At 70.4% G+C, this 18,834-nt stretch carries 17 protein-coding genes; 7 read left to right on the top strand and 10 right to left on the bottom strand.

Annotated elements, in window-relative coordinates:
- Nucleotides 1–12: 12 nt before the first annotated feature.
- From ngcE (OG767_RS21945) to OG767_RS21955, 3 genes are read right to left on the bottom strand one after another with little or no spacing between them, the layout of a single operon-like run.
- Nucleotides 13–1,422, bottom strand: a complete 1,410-nt coding sequence (gene ngcE / locus OG767_RS21945) for an N-acetylglucosamine/diacetylchitobiose ABC transporter substrate-binding protein (protein WP_405090290.1) — start codon at nucleotides 1,420–1,422, stop codon at nucleotides 13–15.
- 25 nt (nucleotides 1,423–1,447) lie between these two features.
- The gene (locus tag OG767_RS21950) at nucleotides 1,448–2,197 is read right to left on the bottom strand and encodes a sugar isomerase domain-containing protein (RefSeq protein WP_405090291.1); all 750 of its coding nucleotides are present in this window, start codon (nucleotides 2,195–2,197) and stop codon (nucleotides 1,448–1,450) included.
- Nucleotides 2,194–3,141, bottom strand: coding sequence for a MurR/RpiR family transcriptional regulator (locus OG767_RS21955; protein ID WP_405090292.1), 948 nt, complete (start codon nucleotides 3,139–3,141; stop codon nucleotides 2,194–2,196). Before OG767_RS21955 ends, OG767_RS21950 begins: the two co-directional genes overlap by 4 nt.
- Nucleotides 3,142–3,299: 158 nt before the next feature.
- On the opposite strand from OG767_RS21955, the gene OG767_RS21960 reads away from it, so the two are divergent.
- Nucleotides 3,300–4,289 carry an N-acetylglucosamine kinase gene (locus OG767_RS21960; RefSeq protein ID WP_405090293.1) on the top strand — a complete coding sequence of 330 codons (990 nt, stop codon included), beginning with the start codon at nucleotides 3,300–3,302 and terminating at the stop codon, nucleotides 4,287–4,289.
- 500 nt (nucleotides 4,290–4,789) lie between these two features.
- Here OG767_RS21960 and OG767_RS21965 read toward each other — a convergent pair whose 3' ends face one another.
- From OG767_RS21965 to OG767_RS21985, 5 genes are all read right to left on the bottom strand, one after another.
- Entirely contained in the window at nucleotides 4,790–5,320 is a 531-nt protein-coding gene (locus OG767_RS21965; protein WP_405090294.1) for a hypothetical protein, read from the bottom strand.
- A gap of 87 nt (nucleotides 5,321–5,407) precedes the next feature.
- Nucleotides 5,408–6,181: a carbohydrate ABC transporter permease gene (locus OG767_RS21970; RefSeq protein WP_199199721.1), complete on the bottom strand. Its 774-nt coding sequence runs from the start codon at nucleotides 6,179–6,181 to the stop codon at nucleotides 5,408–5,410.
- A 98-nt stretch (nucleotides 6,182–6,279) separates the two neighbouring features.
- Complete coding sequence (locus OG767_RS21975) at nucleotides 6,280–7,191, bottom strand: carbohydrate ABC transporter permease (protein ID WP_405090295.1); 912 nt, start codon at nucleotides 7,189–7,191, stop codon at nucleotides 6,280–6,282.
- A 7-nt stretch (nucleotides 7,192–7,198) separates the two neighbouring features.
- Nucleotides 7,199–8,614, bottom strand: coding sequence for an N-acetylglucosamine/diacetylchitobiose ABC transporter substrate-binding protein (ngcE, locus tag OG767_RS21980; protein ID WP_405090296.1), 1,416 nt, complete (start codon nucleotides 8,612–8,614; stop codon nucleotides 7,199–7,201).
- Between the two features lie 139 nt (nucleotides 8,615–8,753).
- Complete coding sequence (locus tag OG767_RS21985; RefSeq protein ID WP_405090297.1) at nucleotides 8,754–9,806, bottom strand: IS630 family transposase; 1,053 nt, start codon at nucleotides 9,804–9,806, stop codon at nucleotides 8,754–8,756.
- Between the two features lie 85 nt (nucleotides 9,807–9,891).
- Here OG767_RS21985 and OG767_RS21990 point away from each other — a divergent pair, with 85 nt between their 5' ends.
- From OG767_RS21990 to OG767_RS22015, 6 genes are all read left to right on the top strand, one after another.
- Nucleotides 9,892–11,286 carry a hypothetical protein gene (locus OG767_RS21990; protein ID WP_405090298.1) on the top strand — a complete coding sequence of 465 codons (1,395 nt, stop codon included), beginning with the start codon at nucleotides 9,892–9,894 and terminating at the stop codon, nucleotides 11,284–11,286.
- A gap of 38 nt (nucleotides 11,287–11,324) precedes the next feature.
- Nucleotides 11,325–11,834 carry a hypothetical protein gene (locus OG767_RS21995; RefSeq protein ID WP_405090300.1) on the top strand — a complete coding sequence of 170 codons (510 nt, stop codon included), beginning with the start codon at nucleotides 11,325–11,327 and terminating at the stop codon, nucleotides 11,832–11,834.
- Nucleotides 11,835–11,932: 98 nt separating this feature from the next.
- Nucleotides 11,933–12,190, top strand: coding sequence for an acyl carrier protein (locus tag OG767_RS22000; protein ID WP_405090301.1), 258 nt, complete (start codon nucleotides 11,933–11,935; stop codon nucleotides 12,188–12,190).
- Nucleotides 12,187–13,407 (top strand): beta-ketoacyl-[acyl-carrier-protein] synthase family protein, encoded by a 1,221-nt coding sequence (locus OG767_RS22005; protein ID WP_405090302.1) that lies wholly within the window; start codon nucleotides 12,187–12,189, stop codon nucleotides 13,405–13,407. The genes OG767_RS22000 and OG767_RS22005 overlap by 4 nt, the downstream gene beginning before the upstream one ends.
- A gap of 27 nt (nucleotides 13,408–13,434) precedes the next feature.
- Nucleotides 13,435–14,511, top strand: a complete 1,077-nt coding sequence (locus OG767_RS22010) for a beta-ketoacyl synthase N-terminal-like domain-containing protein (protein ID WP_405090303.1) — start codon at nucleotides 13,435–13,437, stop codon at nucleotides 14,509–14,511.
- 68 nt (nucleotides 14,512–14,579) lie between these two features.
- Complete coding sequence (locus tag OG767_RS22015; protein ID WP_405090304.1) at nucleotides 14,580–16,019, top strand: acyltransferase; 1,440 nt, start codon at nucleotides 14,580–14,582, stop codon at nucleotides 16,017–16,019.
- Here OG767_RS22015 and OG767_RS22020 read toward each other — a convergent pair.
- Together OG767_RS22020 and OG767_RS22025 are read right to left on the bottom strand one after the other, a co-directional pair.
- Entirely contained in the window at nucleotides 15,991–17,481 is a 1,491-nt protein-coding gene (locus OG767_RS22020) for a CoA-acylating methylmalonate-semialdehyde dehydrogenase (protein ID WP_405090305.1), read from the bottom strand. The genes OG767_RS22015 and OG767_RS22020 overlap by 29 nt on opposite strands.
- On the bottom strand, nucleotides 17,478–18,776 hold the full coding sequence (locus OG767_RS22025; protein WP_405090306.1) for an aspartate aminotransferase family protein: 1,299 nt from the start codon (nucleotides 18,774–18,776) through the stop codon (nucleotides 17,478–17,480). The genes OG767_RS22020 and OG767_RS22025 overlap by 4 nt, the downstream gene beginning before the upstream one ends.
- Nucleotides 18,777–18,834: the final 58 nt, after the last annotated feature.

The following is an 18,834-nucleotide window of genomic DNA, read 5'->3' on the forward strand; positions in this document are numbered from 1 at the left end:
CCTCGAACAGCGTCAGGCGGTGCGGGTCTGCTTCTTGATCGACGAGTCCTTGGCGACCTTGTCGGCGGCCGCCTGCATCTTGTCGACGAACTGCGCCGCGGTGAGCCGGCCGGCCATCAGCTCCTCGGAGAGGTTCTGGCTCTCCTTGTCCAGGTCGGCGTAGAAGTCCGGGAACTTCACCGAGATCAGCTCGCCGCTGCCGCCCTTGACCAGGCTGTTGGCGCTGGCCAGCGCCGTGTCCTGGACGTTGTCACCGGAGCCCTTGGTGGAGGCCAGCGACTTGGTCAGCTCGGCGAACTTCGCCGACCCGGCCTTGGACAGGATGGCCCGCAGGAACTCCTTCGCGGCCTCCTTGTTCGGCGCCTTGCTGGGCACCACGAAGCCCTCGCCGGAGGCGGCGAAGACGTCCTTGGCGGCCTTGTCGCCGGGCTTGCTCCAGTAGTCCGACATGGTGAGCTCGAAGCCGGGCGGGATGGTCGCCGCCATCTCGTTCTTCAGCCACGTGCCGACCTGGATGAACGCCGCCTTGCCGTCGAGGAACGCCTGCTGCGACTGGGTGTGGTCGAGCTTGCCCGGCAGCAGCAGCTTGTCCTTGACCAGCTTCTCCCACGGCTCCAGCGCGGCGACGATCCCGTCGGCCTTCCAGGCGCCGTCCTTCAGGTTGTCGATGTCGACGACGGCCTGCTTGCCGACCGCCTTCCAGATGCTGGCGAACAGCGCCCAGCGCGGGTAGTAGCCGTGCGCCGCGTCGTGCACGTACGGCGCCATGCCCTTGGCCTTGATCTTCGGCGCCAGGGCGAAGAACTCGTCCCAGGTCGTCGGCGCCGTCCAGCCCTCCTTCTTGAACAGCGCCGCGTTGTACCAGTTGCCCCAGACCGTGTAGGCGACGTTCACCACGTAGAACTTGCCGTTCTGGGTGCCGTCGCCGACGGTGCCCGGCAGCAGCGAGTCGCCGACCGTGCCCTCGCCGTCCCAGGCGGGCGCCGTGAGCAGGTCGTCGAGCGGCTCGATGGCGCCCTCGTTGATCAGCGTGCTGCGGTCCATCATGTCGGCGCCCGAGTTCATCACCAGGTCGCTCGGCTGGGTCGCCATCTTGGGCTGCTCTTCGGTCTTGATCTTCTGGGTGGAAGACATGTTGACCGTGACGTTCGGGTGCTTGGCGTTGAAGACGACCTTGTCCTCCTTGGCCCACTGGTCGCCCAGCCCGCCGTTGAAGACGACCACCTTGACCGCGCTGCCGTCCTTGACGCCGAACGGGTTGTCCTTGCTCTTGGCCGCGCCGCCGCCGTCGGACTTGCTCGGCTCGCTGCCGGCGCAGGCGCTGAGCAGACCGGCCGCCGGGATGGCCAGCAGACCGGCCGCGCCGGCGCGCTGGAGCAGCGTCCGACGGCTCAGGTCAGACTTCTCGGGGATAACCGACATCTTTGTCTCTCCTTGTGGTGTCGGGTCAGGCGGTTCGCCGGAGGCGCCCGGCGTACCGCGACTCGAGGGCGAGGTTGTGCTCGTCCCCACCGGGGACGTTGGCGGAGAGGTAGACAGGGGGTACCTCTCCGGCCTGGTGGAACCGTCGTACGACCTCCGCGGTCAGCAGCTGCGCCAACAGCGCCGCGGTGACCGAGGAGACCGCACAGACCGCGCCGCCGCCCTCGAGCGGCAGCAGTGCGTCGCCGTACGGCGCGCCGTTGTCCAGCACGACGTCGGCGAGGTCGGCGAGCCGGTGCCCGGAGGGGTGCCGAGAGGCGACCCGGGCGGTGTGCTCGACCGAGGTGACCGCGATCAACGGGTGGCCACCGCGCTTGACCAGCGTCGCCAGCTCGACCACCGAGCCGTTGATGCCGGACTGCGAGGCGACCACGAAGACGTCCTCGGGCTGCGGCGCCGCCAACCCGAACAGCCGGTGCGCCACCGTCGGGTCGCGTTCCAGCTTGGGGTCGGCGAGCACGTCGCGGGGCGCGTCGCCGTGCAGCACGAGGTCGTGCAGGGAGAGTCGGTTGCTGGGGACCAGGCCACCGGCGCGGGCCACCAGCTCGGCGGCGAACGCCTCCGAGTGGCCGGCGCCGAACGCCTGGAGGACGCCGCCGGCACGCAGTCCGCCGGCGATCAGGTCCGCCGCCCGGTCCACCGCGTCCGCCTGGCTGTCCACGAGCCGGTCGAGGACCGGGCGGACGGCGTCCGCGTACCGCTGGGCACTGATCATGAGTGGGCCCCCTTGGCGGCCTTGTGCCCGTCGACGGCCTGGGCGGTACGCCGGAAGGCCGCGTGGGCGCGGTCGTGGGTGCGCTGCGCCACCGCGATGTAGAGCAGGTCGAGCACGACGAGCTGCGGATGCCGGGCGGAGAGCGCGTCCGGCCGGAACGTGGTGGCCTGACTGGCGGTGACCAGGACGATGTCGGCCAGCTCGGCCAGCGGCGAGCGCGGGAAGCCGGTCAGCGCGACGGTGGTGGCCCCGCGACTGCCCGCCTCGGCGAGCAGCTCGATGGTCTCCCGGGTCTGGCCGGTGTGCGAGATGCCGAGCGCGACGTCGCCGACGCCCAGCAGCGCGGCGCTGGCCAGCCCCTCGTGCACGTCGCTCCAGGCCCAGGCGGCCACCCCGATGCGGTGCAGGCTGAACTGCATCTCCTCGCCGACCAGCGCGCTGCCGCTGGCGCCGAAGATGTTCACCCGGTTCGCCCCGGCGATGGCCATCGCCGCCCGCTCCACCTCGTGCAGGTCGAGCAGCGCGGCGGTGTCGTGCATGGCCCGCGTGTCGGCGGCCATGATCTGGTCGAGCACCCGGGACAGCGGGTCGCCGGGCTGGATCTCCCGGCCGATGTCGACGGTCCAGCCCGCCGAGCGGGCCCGGCCGGTCTCGGCGGCGATGCCGAGCCGCAGGTCGGCGTAGCCCTCGAAGCCCATCGCCCGGCAGAACCGGGTGATGGTCGCCGGTGACGTGCCGCTCCGCTCGGCCAGCTCGACGATGGTGGCCCGGGCCGCCGCCTCCGGGTCGCTGAGCACGTGCTCGGCCACCCGGCGCAGCGCCCCGGTCAGCTCCCCCGCGCCGGCCCGGACCCGGGCCAGCACCCCGTCGACGCTCCGCCGGTCGGCCGGCGCGGCATCGACCACCGCGGTCCCCGCGGAAGTCTCGACCTCGTGCTCGGCCATCGGCGAAAGCCTTTCGGAAAAGAGTGTTAACTGTTAGTGGTAAAAGTTCTTACTGACGGCCCCTCCGTGTCAAGAGCGTGGGCGAAGTTTTCAAACTGTTACCTGGCGCACGGCCGCGATCTTGCGCGCGGAGGGCCTGGCCGGACAGCATGAGGACCATGTCGGACACCGTCGTGGTCGGCCTCGATGTGGGAGGCACGTCCACCCGCGCCACCGCCGTGAGCCTCGACGGCGCACGCCTGGGCACCGGCCGGGCCGGGGGCGGCAACCCGACCAGCCACGGCGCCGACCGGGCCGCCGCCGAGCTGCTCGCCGCTCTCCGCGCGGCGCTCGCCGAGGTCGACCCGACCCGGGTACGCGCCGGCGTGATCGGCCTCGCCGGCGCCGGCCGCCTCCGCGCCGATCCCGAGGGGCGCGCCGCCTTCGACCGGGCGTGGGCCGAGGCGGGGCTGCGCTGCCCGTACACGGTGCACGGCGACGCCCTGGTCGCGTACGCCTCCGGCACCGCCGCCCCGGACGGCACCGTGCTGATCGCCGGCACCGGCGCGATCGCCGCCCAGGTGCACGCGCTCCGCCTGGACCGCGTCGCCGACGGCCACGGTTGGCTGCTCGGCGACGCGGGTTCCGGGTTCTGGCTGGGACGGGAGGCGGTCCGCCGGCTCCTGACCGACCTGGACCGGGCCGAGGCGCCGGGGGAGCTGGCCCGCCGCGTGCTGGCGGAACTGACCGGCTCGACCGAGGTGGCCGCCCGCCCCCGGGAGACCGCCGGGGCCGTGGTGCAGGCGGTCACCCGACGACCGCCGGTGGACCTGGCCCGACTCGCGCCACTCGTCGTCACCGCCGCCCGCCAGGGCGAGCAAACCGCCAGGGCGATCATCGCCGAGGCCGCCGCGCTGCTGGCCGAGAGCGTCTCCCGGATCCGTCCCGCCGACGCGACCGACCCGGTGGTGCTCGGCGGCGGCCTGCTCACCGGCGACACCCCGCTGGCCACCGTCGTCCGCGCCGAACTGGCCCGCCGCTGGCCGGCCGCCCCGCTGCACTCCGCCGGGGACGGCGCCGCCGCCGCGGCCTGGCTCGCCGCCCGGGACCTGCCCGAGGTCACCGACCCGGCGGCACTGCACGCCCGGCTCGTCCCACCCCCGACCTGACCGCCGCTCCCATGCCCTGAAGCCGACGGGCGACGGGAGACGGGCTCACCGGCCTGCCGGATCGTCGACGTCACCCGCGGCCGGAGGGCCGGAGGGCCGGAGGGCCGGAGGGGGAATGACCCCACCCGTCCGGCGCCGCCGACGGTTCGCACCCACTCACGGCCGGTTCCGGTCACGACGTCACTCATACCGGCGGGGTAACGGCAAGCAACCGCCTCCGGCCGCACTTCCGGTCGAAGTGCCTACGAACTTGAACGCATAGGTGGGTCGGCGCGATGACCCATCCCTGCACTCAAGTTCGTAGGCACTTCATACCGCCCTCGGGGCTCACCATCCCACGCTGGCCGACGCCACCGGGGCGGGGCGCAGACGCGGCCGTGGGCACGGACGGCGCAGTGGACCCGGCCCCTCCGCAGCGATCAGAATCGGACACGTGACTGTGTCGCCGGGCAAGCGAAGGGCCGGACGACACGAGGTCGACCGGCCCTGGGCAAACGTGGTCAGCCGATCGGACCACCGGACGGTCCCGGCTGGCCCGGGTGCTGCGCCATCGGCTGGCCCGGCTGGGCCGCATTCCCCGGCTGGGCCGACTGCCAGCTCTGGGGGGCCGACTGCCAACTCTGGGGGGCGGGCTGCCCGTACTGGGGCTGCGGCGCCGGGTGGCCCGGCTGGCCCGGCTGGCTCTGCGGCGCCATGCCGTACGGCGCCGGCTGACCGGGGGCGGCCGGGGGGAACATGCCGGGCTGCGGCGCGCCGGCGAACTGGTGCGCGGCGGCCTGCTCGCGAGCCTCCCGGCGGGCCTTCACCGCGCGCACGATCAGCAGGATCGGCAGGATGAAGACGTAGAAGAAGATCCGGTAGCTGCCGCCGTCGAAGAGGAACAGCAGGTAGAAGCCGTACGCGAAGAAGGCCAGGCCGACGATCACGTTGAGGATGCGCGACCCGGTCCCCTGCTCCTTGATGGCGACGCCCACGGCGACCATCGCGATGCCGCCGAGCAGCAACAACAGCGTGTAGATGAGAAAAAACATGGAGTTTCCTGTCAACAAGGTGAGTGTGCCGGCTCACCTTATTGGAGCGCGATCATCCGCACTGTCCCGTTGCCTGTGGCAACCACCTCACTTGAGCTGCCCGGCGGTCAGGCCGGCCTGGATCTGCCGCTGGAACGCCACGTAGACCACCAGCACCGGCAGCACCGCGATGGTGAGCCCGGCGAAGAGCTGGGCGTAGTCGCCGGCATAACCCTGGCTGACCGCCAGCGAGCTGAGCCCCTGGGCGAGCATCCGGTTCGGGCCGTCGCCGGGGATGAGCACCTGGGGCAGCAGGAACTGGTTCCAGTGACTGAGGAAGTTGAAGATGCCGACACTGATCAGTCCCGGTCGCGCCATGGGCAGCATCACCCGGAAGAAGAGCCGGAAGTGGCCGCATCCGTCGATCATCGCGGCCTCCGCCACCGAGGTCGGCAGCGTCCGGAAGAAGGCGGTCAGGAAGAACACCGTGAACGGCAGCGAGTACGCCGTGTAGACCAGGATCAGCCCCGGCCAGGTGCCGAGCAGGCCGACGCTGCGCACCACGAAGAAGAGCGGCACCAGGGCCAGGAACACCGGGAACATCATGCCGCCGACGAACAGGTAGTACACCACCTGGCGGCCACGGAACTCGTACCTGGCGAAGACGTACGCGGCGGTGGCGCCGAGCAGCATGGTCAGGCTCAGCGAGCCGGCCACCACCACCAGGCTGTTCAGGAAGAACCGGCCGATGTGGGCGGTGGTCCAGGCGCGCGCCCAGTTGTCGAACCGCAGCGCCTCCGGCAGGCCCCACGGGTCGGCGATGATCTCGCCGTTGCTCTTCAACGAGCTGAGCAGCATCCAGGCCAGCGGCAGGATGGTCATCGCGGCCCACAGCAGCAGGAAGCCGTGCGAGAAGACGTTGGCCACGCCCGTCTCGCGGCGCGGCGGACGGTCGGCCGGCACCCCGGCCCGTACGGTGCTCACGAGTACTCGATCCGATCACGCCGGGCGGTGCGCAGCGCCAGCACCGCCACCGAGAGGGTCAGGAAGAACATGGCCACGCCGATCGCGGAGGCGTACCCGAACTTGTTCTCGCTGCCGAACGAGGTGTCGTACATCCGCAGGCCGATCACGTCGGAGGAGAAGTTCGGCCCGCCGTTGGTCATGAGCTGCACCAGGATGAAACCGTCAAGCGCGGCGATGGCCAGGTAGATCCAGGCCACCTGGATGGTGTCCCAGAGCAGCGGGATGGTGATCTTCCGCAGCATGGTGGCGCGGGACGCGCCGTCGAGCAGCACCGCCTCGTAGATGTCGCGCGGGATGGCCTGCATGGCGGCGCCGAACAGCACCACGTAGAACCCGACGTTGCTCCACACCATCACGGCCAGCACGCACCAGAACGCGAACCGCGGATCGCCCAGCCAGGCCGGCGGCTCGGCCAGCCCGATCGCGCGCAGGGCGCCGTTGAGCAGGCCGCTGGTCGGGCTGTAGATCTCCTTCCACAGCAACGCGATGATCACCACGGAGAGCACCTGCGGGAAGAAGTAGACCAGCCGGTAGAGCGCGGTGCCGCGTACCCCGGTCACCCCGGCGCGGCCCTTGCGCCCGCCCATGGTGAGCATGCTCGCGAAGAAGAGACCCAGCGCGATGGTCACCACCGGCACCACCGCGAGCAGGATCGCGTTGTTCTTCAACGCGTTCCAGACGTACCCGTCGTGCAGCAGGGTGCGGAAGTTCGCCAGGCCGACCTGGTCGGCCTGCGCGGAGTAGCCCAGCCAGTCGGTGGTCGAGATCTGGAACGCCTGGAGGTACGGCGAGAGCACGAAGATGCCGTAGATCGCCAGCGGTGGCAGCAGGAAGCTGAGGATCAGCGGGAGTCGGCCGTGTCGCATCCGATCGTCACGCGGCCCGCTTGTACTTCTTGACGGAGTTGTCCTGCGCGATCGAGTCGGCGCCCCGCTGGCACTGGTCGAGGAACTCGGTCGGGGAGATCCGGCCGCTGAAGAACTCGCCGCAGGCCGCGTCGACCAGGTTGCGCTCCAGCTTGCGGTAGTAGTTGTTGTAGACCCAGTTGAACCCGTTGGCGCCGGACGCGTCCAGCGCCTTGACCACGGTGGCCAGCCCGAACGGCAACTCGACGCCGTCGGTGGCGCCGGCGACCACGGGCAGGCTGGCGACCTTCTTCGTGAAGTCCTGGGCGCCCTTGCGCGACAGCATGGTCCGGAAGTACTCCAGCCCGCCGGCGGTGTTCTTCGCCTTCGCCGGCACCATGAACGGCTCGCCCGCGGTGCCCCGGATCGCCTCGAACGGCAGCTTGTCGCCGCTGCCCAGGCTCGGCGTCGGCGCGACCGTCATGTTGAAGCCGGCCGGGGTGACGTCCTTCTGCTCGCTCTCCAGCCAGGAGCCGCAGGAGATGAACGCGGCCTTGCCCTGGCACCAGGCGGTCTGGGACTGCTTGTGGTCCAGGCCCGGGGAGCCGGCCAGGATGAACTTGTCCTTGACGATCTGGTGCCAGGCGTCGGCGGCGGTCTTCATGGCGTCCGACTTCCAGGCGTTGGGTTCCAGGTTGTCGATGGCCAGCGCGACCGACGGGCCGCCCACCTTGATCGCGGTGGAGATCACCGGCCAGCTCATGTAGCGCGGGTGCAGGCCGGCGTACGTCCAGGGGGCGATGCCGGCGGCCTTGATCTGCCGGCAGAGCGCGATGTGCTCGTCCCAGGTCTTGGCGTAGTTCCAGCCGCGGTCGGCGAAGAGCTTGGTCGAGTGCCAGATGCCGTACACCGTGTAGGTGTAGTTCAGCACCAGGAACCGGCCGTCGTAGGAGCCGACCTCGACGGTGCCGGGCAGCAGCGTGTCCTTGACCGTCTTGCCCGGTACGTCGAGGCTGGGCGCGGCGAGCAGCTCACCGAGGTCGGCCAGCGCGTTCTGCGAGACCAGGCCGTTGAAGTCGATCTGGCCGGCGCCGGAGTTGTTGACCACGTCCGGCGGGCTGCCGTCGACGAAGCGCGGCTGGAGCGTCTTGCTGATCTCCTGGGTGGCCGAGTGCTTGATCTCCGCCTTCGGGTACTTCTCCCGGTACATGGCCTCGTGGGCCTTGGCGTACTCCTCGCCGAAGCCGCCGTTGAAGATCACCACTTCGAGTGGCGCGTCCTCCTTGACGCCGAGCGGGTTCTGCTCGCTCTTGGTGCCCTGGTACGTGCCGCCGTCGCCCTTGTCGTCGCCACCGGAGGTGGCGCAGCCGGCGAGCAGCCCGGCGGCGGGGGTGGCCAGCAGACCGGCGGCGGCACTGCGCCGGAGGATCTCACGCCTGTTCATCGCATCTCCTCGGTGATTCCGTCGCTTCTCTTCACAGGGCACATTTTCGTTGAAGAATTTCTACGCCGACGCGACGCGGACCACAAGACCTCATGGCCGATCCGTTATCCGTCCCGGCCATCGCCACCGGCGTCGCGCCTCAAGTTCGTTTCCGAAAGGGCTCCGCCTCGCGGCGGCACTCGGCGGCTTTCGTCGTCCAGGCAAACGGACGCCGTCCGTCACTTGACTGGGTCCAGTCCCGGACCTCCGCCGCCACGGCGGCCACGGCGTCGTCCACCCTCCGCTCCACCGCTGCGGCAGCCGGGCCACCGAGGCGCTGACCCACCGAGTCGCGCCACGACGAGCCGGTCGGTGTGAACTCCACGCGGAACCGGGGGTGAGCCGCGAGCCAACGCTGGATGATGTCGGTCATGTGGACCGCGTAGGTGTCGCAGATGACGAGCAGCCTCACGCCGGGTGGCACCGCCCGGTCGACTCCTGTCAGGAACGCGCGGTAGTCGGTGGCCCGACGCCGACCGGGCCCGGAGCCACCACGCACGTGGGCGGACACCAGGTCGAGCGCGTCCAGCAGAGCACCGGTCCCCGCGGACATCGGATCGCGCTCCTCCGCGTCACCCGGCCTGGCGCAGGAGCCCCGCGCCGGCGGTCGTTCTCCAAGACGCAACACGAGCGCCCGCTGCGGCGGATCCAGGTACACGCCCACCACGTCGTGGATTCTCCGGTCCGGCGATCGCCCACCCCTGAGGGGAGTCGCCGTCCCACCGAGATGAGGCCCGATGCCGAAGGCCCTCCAGATCCGCCCCACGGTGGACGGGGACAGTCCTGTCCGCTCCGCCATCAACGACCGTGACCACCGCGCGGGAGCGGTCGCGGACGATCGCAGCGGAGCGGCCGCGATCTGTTCCACCTGCTCGTCGGTGATCTTCCGCGGCGCTCCCGGACGGTCGTCGTCGGCCAGACCGTCCAGCCGGCGCTCGACGAACCGCGACCGCCACTTGCCCACCGTCGGTCGTGAGATCTGAAGCCGCTCGGCAACCTCGGCGTTGGAGAGCCCGTCCGCGCAGGCGAGGACGATAAGGCAACGCAGCACCAACGCCTGCGGGCTCTTGCGTCGCTTCGACCAGGAAACCAATGTCTGACGTTCTTGCTCCGTAAGAACCAACAGCGCCTTGGGGCGACCACGACCAGCCATCCCACCAGTCTCGATCGGTCAGGGAACCGCAGCACCGAAATTGCCGTTGGGTATTTAGAAAACGAACTTAAGGTTCGCCGAACGCATGAACGGCATTCAAGGAAAGGTTCGCACCACCCTTGCGGGTGACAGTTTTCGCGTCGCTTCCGAGACCTTCCAAGAGCCGCCATATGCTCCAACCGACAGCCGGGCCCGAATCACTGAGCGGCCCTATCCCGAACCACGAGGAGGCATCATGCCGCGCGTGCCAAGCAAAGTAAGAATCGAGCTTCTCAAATCAGTAAAACCGACGGTAATCACCCCGGAGAGCATGAAGGGGAACATGGCGGACGTCGGGTTGAGGTGCCCCGACACCAGCACCGCCAGCCTGCAAGGTGCCATCGACGAAGTACGGTCGCAACTGATGCCGTCGCACCTTCAGGCGTTCATGGTCGCGGAACGGACAGAGGGCGTAAAAAAGCAGGCGACCGCAGCTCAGATCAGCCCGGGAGAGGCCCTGTCACGGCTCCTGTCCGATGATGCACAAGGGCTCGTCGAGACCTTGCAGGACGCCGATCATTCAACCCAGAATCTCGCACTCATGCTCGCTGGCCGACACCCTGGCACACGGGAATTCGTACAGGAGCTCGTCCGTAACGACGACACGGCGGCCGAACTGCTCGACGTCGTCGGCCGGCCCGCCCCGAATGCTCATCCTCTTGTCGAACGCGTCCTGGGCGGCGCTGGCGGCCAGCGCTTGGGCCTAGCCGCCCGAGTCGCCGGCCTCGGCTCACCGGCCCTCTCGTTTCTCGCCGGGCTCGCGGAGCAGGATGTACGGCCGCTGGCAACCACCACCTGGACACCAGACAGCACGGGAGTCGTCACCGGGCCGTACACGGCGATGCTGGGAAACGTCATCTACAAGGACCACTTCGCCCAACTTCCGGCTCGGTACCAGGCCCGGACGCAGCAGTTCCCGGGCTACTCCACCGACCTGAGCCAGGGACCGGAATTCATGAAGACCCGGGAGGCGGTCATCGACTTCTTCAAGAAGACGTGCACCGCCGCCACCACCACCGTGGCCACCCAGATCAACGGCAATGACCTAGAAGGTCTCGTCAGCACCTACATCGAACCCATGCAGAAGTCGGTGGACGACTACACGATCAACAAGAACCGGCTCATCTATCTCGCGCAGAACTACAATCCGGCAAACCAGACGGCAGACGGAGTGGGAATCATTGCCATCGACTACGCCCTCTCGGTGGAGAACTACAAGCGGAAAGAGAAGCACGGCGGGGACACGCACCAGGTGAAGCTGACCATGATGGCCCGCGGCATCCAATACCCCGGAGCTATCGGATTCAGCAATCTCTGCCTGGACAACAAGCTCATTACTGGCAAATGCGATCCCATCTGCGACATCACCAAGAGTTGGTACGCGGAAAATCCGCAGTACGGCCTCTGGCCGGCCGACAACACCGAATGCCCACCCAACTGATTCAGCACATTGAAATCCAGACACCAAGGAGTTGAACCATGCCACCCGTTCCTTCGAAGATCAAGGTTTGGGAGACCTGCCCGGACCCGACACAGGAGGTCTTCCTCAGCGGCGCACCAGTAGTCTCGGACTCGAACAGCCAGCAGAAGAGGATCATTCTCTACGGCCAGGACCTCCAAAACATCGGGTACATCGACAACCGGGTCTCGGACGCGACCACGAGCTACGAGAAGAGCATCACCACCGGCTTCGTCTTCACCACCACACAGAGCATCAGTGCCGAAGTCTTCGCGGAGGTCGACGTCGAGTTCGCCAAAGTCGGCCTGAAGTTCAGCGTCACCCTGACCTTCAGCGAGCAGTGGTCGAAGGAGGTCCAGGAGACCTACAACTTCTCGGTGGGTCCGGGGAAGCAGGCATTCACGTACCAGGGATACATCCAATCCCGGGTGCTGATTCATGATCTTTCGGACAACACCTACCGCTGGTCCGGTGATGTCGGCGTCCTGTACACACCGGCCCTGGTCACCCGAAACACCAAGATCGACTAGAGCCTTCCTGGCGCATGGCGACCTCGGGCCGCCATGCGCCAGGAGGCAGCGAACCAGGTCCACGACCGTCACGTATTCATCACAAATGGAGGATGACAATGAATGACACACGGGATCGCGTCCGGGAGATCGTGCTTGATCTGCTGGAACTCGACGAGGCGGAGGTCACCGAGGACAGCCTCTTCAAAGAGGACCACGGGGTCGACTCGGTGAGCATCATCGAGATCCACGCAGCGCTGGAGAAGGAATTCGACGTCATCATCGACTACGACGAGGCGAACCGGATGGTCAACCTCAGCGGAGTGCGCGACGTACTGGCACAGGCCTGGTCCGACCCCGCCACGAGCCCGGCATGACCGGCGGCGCCCCACGACCGCGGGTCGTCGTTACCGGCCTCGGCGTGGTCAGCAGCACCGCCATGGGACCGACGGACTTCCTCACGGCGTTGCGAGCCGGCCGGTGTGGCGCCGCCCCGGTCTCTCTCTTCGACACCACGGGATTTGCGCACGCCAGTGCGCATCAGATCCCCGCCTTCGACGCGGCCTCCTGGCTGCGACGGACGTCGCCCGCGAAACTCGGAAGGGCTGCCCTGTTCACGGCGGTCGCGGCGAGGATGGCGGTCGCTGACGCAGGTTTCACCGACGACGCGCTGATCGAGCGGAAGGGACTGGTGGCCGTCGGCACGACCGACGGCGGCTCCCACGAACTCGACCAGCTCGTCGCTCTCGAACTCGCGCACGGTCCGGCCAGCGTAGATCCCGGGCTCGTCGCCCAGGTGCCCGCCGGTACGCTCGCCGTCGCCGCCGCCCGGGAACTCGGGCTGACCAAGGTGGAGACCGCCACGATCGGCACCGCCTGCGCCGCCGGCAACTACGCTATCGGCGCCGGGCTGGACGCGCTGCGCTCGGGAAGCGTCGATTTCGTCCTCTGCGGCGGCGCGGACGCATTGTGCCGGCGCAACTTCACTGGTTTCTACCGGCTCGGCCTGTCGGCGCCCCGGGTGTGCCAACCGTTCGACGCCGATCGGCGAGGGCTGGTCAACGGGGAAGGCGCCGGCCTCCTCGTGCTGGAAACGGCCACCGCCGCCCAGGCGCGCGGCGCTCGGATCTACGCCGAGGTGCTCGGCTACGGGCTCACCTGTGATGCCTACCATCAGCTCACGCCGCATCAGTCAGGCATCGCCAACTGTATACGGCTGGCGCTGGCCGACTCCGGCGTCAAGACTGACGATGTCGACCTCATCTGCGCGCATGCCACCGGCACGAGAGCCAACGACGCCACCGAGAGTCGCGCGATCCGTGACGTGTACGGGACGAGGCCGCCGCCCACGGTCGGCATCAAGTCCATGCTCGGCCACACGATGGGCGCCGCCAGCGCACTCGGCGGCATCGCGTCCGTCCTGGCGATCACCCACCGGTTCATACCGCCCACGATCAACCACATCCGCACCGATCCCGCCTGCGACGTGGACTGCGTGCCGAACCATTCCGTCGACGCCGATGTCCACATCGTTCAGAACAACGGATTCGCCTTCGGCGGGAACAACGCCGTCGTCGTCTTCGGCCGGTTTTGACCCGCCCGCGTCAGGAAGGACCTACCGATGAGCAGCACCACCTGCTCCGGATCACCCAGCATCACCGCCTGGACCGCCATCTCCCCGTTCGGCCTGGGCAGAGCCGCGCTCACCCGGGCGCTCCGCACCGGTGAGGCGGCGCCCGCCACCCGAGCCTCGGCGCGCCTGCCGCCTCACACCGCACACCTGGTGCCCGACTTCGACCCGAGAGCTCTGCTCGGCAGGAAGGGCACCCGGGCCATGGACCGGGTCAGCGGCCTCGCCGTCGTAGCGGCCCGAGACCTGGTCGCGGTACTCGGCGCTGCCGACGATCCGGCACGAACCGCCGTGGTCCTGGCCACCGCCGGCAGCACCCAGGCCATGCGGGACTTCACCCGCAGCTCCCTGCGTGCGGCGAGACCGTTCCACGTCAACCCCGCCGTCATCCCGAGCGGCGTGCCCAACTGCGCGGCCGGGCTGGTCGCGATCTGGCATGGACTCACCGGACCGAACACCACCATCAGTACCGGTCGCACGGACGCACTGGCCGCGCTGAGCTACGCCCGCCGACTGCTGGACAACGGGCGAGCCGACCGGGTCGTCGTCGGTGCCGTCGAGGAGTACAGCCACACCCGCGCGCTGCTGGAGACCCGGCACGACCAACCCGAGAACGCCAGCGGCGCCATCGGCGAGGGATGCGCCCTCTTCCTGCTCGAGTCCGGGGCCTCGGCGCCAAACCGCCGGCCGCTCGTCGACGTCCTGCACACAGCCCATCGCGCCTTTCCTGCCGCCGGGCCCACCACCGAACTACGCGATTGTGTCCAGGAGGCGCTCGAAGCCTGCGATCTCGCGCCCGACCAGGTGTGGGCGGTCGTGGCTTCCCCGGCAGCCGGCGACCTGGGCCGGTACGAGAAGCACGTCCTCGACGGCCTGTTCGGTCCGGATGCCACCGCGCGGATACCACCGCTGTCCTGCGGAGATGCCGGCTCGGCCAGCGCCGCCCTGCAGATCGCCGCAGTGCTCGCCACTCCACTTCCCGGACACACCGACGTCGCGGTGATTGTCACCGCCGTGGCCGTCACCGGCACCATCTCCTGCGCCGTCCTGCGCCGATCCGCCCAGTGAGCCGGCCCGCAGGGGGCCACCGGACCGACCCGACCACCAACCGTCTTCGGCTGGCATAGCCTGGGTCCATGCGCCGCCTGCGGCAGCTCGCCGAGCGCACGCCGCCGGGGCGGGAGCGCTACGTCGACCTGCTCCGGGCGCTGGCCATCACGATGGTCGTGCTCGGCCACTGGGGCGTGACCGCGATCGGGTACGACCACGGCCGCCCGGCCGGCCACTCGGCGCTCGCCGACCTGCCCTGGGCCTGGCCGCTGACCTGGCTGGCCCAGGTGATGCCGGTGTTCTTCCTGGTCGGCGGCTACGCCAACGCCGCCTCGCTGGCCGCCCGCCGTGACCGGGGCGGGACCACGACCGGCTGGCTGGTGGACCGCAGCGCCCGGCTGGTCCGGCCGACCACCACACTGCTGCTGGTGCTGGCCGCCGGCGCGGCGGTCGCCTCGGCGCGCGGCGCCGACCCGGCGCAGGTCCGGACCGTGGTCTGGTTCGCCACCATCCCGCTCTGGTTCCTGGTCGCCTACTTCGTGGTGGTGGCGCTGACCCCGCCGATGACCGCGTTGCACCGCCGGTTCGGGCTGGCCGTGCCGGTGGGGCTGGTCGCGCTCGTCGCGCTCGGCGACCTCGGTCGGCTCCTCGGCCCGGCGGTCCTGGCCGACGGCAACTACCTGTTCGCCTGGCTGGCCGTGCACCAGCTCGGTTTCGCCTGGTTCGACGCGAGCCGGTCGGCGGCCCACCCCGCCGGAACAGCCGCCCCGGGCCCGGACCGCACGGCCGCGACCGCCGACCCCCGCCCGGGCGCCGCCGCCGAACGGGCCGGTCCGCGCCGTCGCCGGCTGCCACTGGGTCGCCGGGCCGGCGGCACGCTGCTGGCGGTCGGGTCGGTCGCGCTGGTGCTGCTGACCGTCGTCGGGCCGTACCCGGTGGCGATGCTGCACGTGCCCGGCGAACGGCTGGACAACGCCGCGCCGCCGAGTCTGGCGCTGCTCGCCGCCGCCACCGCCCAGCTCGGGCTGATCCTGGTGCTGCGCCGCCCGGCCGGCCGTTGGCTGCGGCGGCCCGGCCCGTGGCAGGCGGTGATCGCGGTCAACGCGGTGGTGCTCACCGTCTTCCTGTGGCACCTGACCGCCGCGATCCTGCTGATCGGCCTGCTGGACGCGCTCGGCGTGCTGCCCACTCCCCCGGTCGGCTCGGCGGCCTGGTGGGGCTGGCGGGTGCCGTGGCTGCTCGCCCTGACCGTGCTGCTGGCCGCGCTGGTCGCCGTCTTCGGCCCGGTCGAGGCCCGCACCCGCCGCCCACCCCCGACCGGGCCGGCCGGCGACGGCGGCCGGCGGCTGCGCACCACGCTCGCCGTCCTCGGGTACGCCGGGCTGGTCGCCGGACTGCTGCTGAACAGCCTCGCGCCGAAGGCCACGCCGGAGCCGCTCGGCCTGCCCGTCCCGGCGCTTGTCGCGTACCTGGCCGGGGCGGGCCTGCTGCGGCTGCTCAGGTCTGGGTGGGGAAGCCGAGGTTGACCCCGCCGTGGCGCGGGTCGAGCCAGCGGCTGGTGACCACCTTGCCCCGGGTGAAGAACGCCACCCCGTCGGCGCCGTGCGCGTGCAGGTCGCCGAAGAGCGACGCCTTCCAGCCGCCGAAGGAGTAGTACGCCATCGGCACCGGGATCGGCACGTTGATGCCGACCATGCCGGCCTCCACCTCGTGCTGGAAGCGCCGGGCCGCGCCGCCGTCATTGGTGAAGATCGCGGTGCCGTTGCCGTACGGGCTGGCGTTGACCAGTTCCACCGCCTCGTCGTACGAGTCGACCCGCAGCACGCTCAGCACCGGGCCGAAGATCTCGTCGGTGTAGATCGACATCTCCGGCGTGACATGGTCGAACAGCGTCGGGCCGAGCCAGAAGCCGCCGGGGTCGCCGTCCGGGGTGACGTCCCGCCCGTCCACCACCGGCACCGCGCCGGCCGCGATCCCGGACTCCACGTAGCTGCGGACCCGCTCCGCGTGCGCGGCGGTGACCAGTGGCCCCATGTCGCAGCCGCGTCGGCCGTCCCCGGTGCGCAGCCGGCTGATCCGCGCGGCGATGCGAGCCACCAGCGCGTCGGCCACCGGCTCCACCGCGACCAGCGCGGAGATCGCCATGCACCGCTCCCCCGCCGAGCCGAACCCGGCGTTGACCGCGGCGTCGGCGGCCAGGTCCAGGTCGGCGTCGGGGAGCACCACCATGTGGTTCTTCGCCCCGCCCAGCGCCTGCACCCGCTTGCCGGCCAGCGCGCCACGCTGGTGCACGTACCGGGCCACCGGGGTGGAGCCGACGAACGACACGGCCCGGACGCCGGGGTGGTCGAGCAGCGCGTCGACCGCCTCCTTGTCGCCGTTGACCACGTTGAACACCCCGTCGGGCAGGCCCGCCTCGGTGAACCACTCGGCCAGCAGCAGCGCCGCGCTCGGGTCCTTCTCGCTGGGCTTGAGCACCACCGCGTTGCCGCAGGCGATCGCCACCGGCACGAACCAGAGCGGCACCATCACCGGGAAGTTGAACGGGGAGATCACCGCGACCACGCCCAGCGGCTGCCGCAGGCTGTACGAGTCGACCTCGGTGGAGACGTTCTCGCTGAACCCGCCGCGCAGCGCCGGGGCGATGCCGCAGGCGTACTCGATCACCTCCAGGCCGCGCTGCACCTCGCCGGCGGCGTCCGCGAGCACCTTGCCGTGCTCGGCGGTGATCGCCTCGGCGAGCCGGTCCCGGCGGGCGTGCACCAGCTCCCGGACGGCGAACAGCACCGCCGTGCGCCGGGCCAGGGAGGCGTCCCGCCAGCCGCGAGCCGCGCGCTCGGCGGCCTGCACCGCGCCGGCCACGTCGGCGGTCCCGGCGAGCGCCACCCGACCGGTACGCCGGCCGGTGGCCGGGTCGAAGACGTCGCCGCGCCGCTCCGAGTCCCCGGTGGTCCGCTTGCCGTCGACGTAGTGCCCGAGGACGGTCATGCCGCCACCGCCACGCAGGTCCGGATCGCGTCGACCAGGACGGCCAGGCCCTCGCGGGCCTCGTCCTCGGTCAGCGTCAGCGGCGGGCCCATCCGCACCACGTTGCCGTAGAGGCCGCCCTTGCCGACCAGCAGGCCGCCGGCCCGGCACGCCTCGAACACCCGGGTGGTCAGCTCCGGGTCCGGCTCGACGGTGCCGGGGCGGACGAACTCGACGGCCAGCATGAGGCCCTTGCCGCGGACCTCGGCGACCCGGTCCAGGCCGGCGGTGGCGGCCCGCAGGCCGTCGGCGAGGATCGCGCCGACCCGGGCGGCGTTGGCCTGGAGGTCGTGGTCGAGCAGGTAGTCGAGCACCGCGTTGCCGGCGGCGGTGGAGACCGGGTTGCCGCCGAACGTGGAGAAGCTGATCGCCGGCACCGTCTCCAGCACCTCGGCCCGACCCACCACGCCGGCCAGCGCGAAGCCGTTGCCGATGCCCTTGGCGAAGGTGAGCAGGTCCGGCGTGACGCCGTGCGCCTGGTAGCCCCAGAAGTGCTCGCCGGTGCGCCCCCAGCCGGTCTGCACCTCGTCGCTGACCAGCAGGATGCCGTGCTCGTCGAGCACCTTCTTCCAGGCCGCGAACAGCCCGTCCGGGGCGTAGGTGAAGCCGCCGACGCCCTGGATCGGCTCGGCGATCAGGCAGGCCACGTCGCCGGCGGTCTGGGTGGCGAGCACCTCGCGCAGGTCCTCGACCGCGGCGTCCACCCGGTCGGCGGCGTCGAGCCGGGCCAGCAGGCCGCGCAGCCGCTCGCCGGAGTGCAGCCAGGCCACCTGCAACGGGTTGAGCGCGCTGGCCGTCCAGCCGCGGTTGCCGGTGATGCCCATGGTCGCGTACGACCGGCCGTGGTAGCTGTTGCGCACCGCGAGGATCTGGTGCGAGCGGCGGTGGTTGGTGGCGACCAGCAGCGCCGCCTCGTTCGCCTCGGTGCCGGAGTTGGTGAAGAAGACGCGGGCGTCCGGGATGCCGGAGAGCCGGGCGATCTTCTCGGCCAGGTCGACCTGCTGCCGGATCAGGTAGAGCGTGGAGCTGTGCACCAGGCCGGTGCGCAGTTGTCGCTCCACCGCCTCGCGGATCTCCGGGATGTCGTAGCCGATCATGTTGGTCAGCACGCCGCCGAAGAAGTCCAGGTAGCTGCGACCGGCCGAGTCGGTCACCCGGCGGCCGGAGCCGGCGACCAGTTCGAGTGGTTCGGCGTAGTAGAGCGGCATCCAGGACGGGAGCACGGCCCGGTGCCGGGCCAGCAGGTCGTCGGTCATCGGGCGCACCCTTCAGCGGCGGGTCTGGTTCCCGCACGCTGCCACCGCGCCGGGGCCG

The sequence above is a fragment of the Micromonospora sp. NBC_01392 genome, from assembly GCF_045040125.1.
Classification (GTDB): domain Bacteria; phylum Actinomycetota; class Actinomycetes; order Mycobacteriales; family Micromonosporaceae; genus Micromonospora.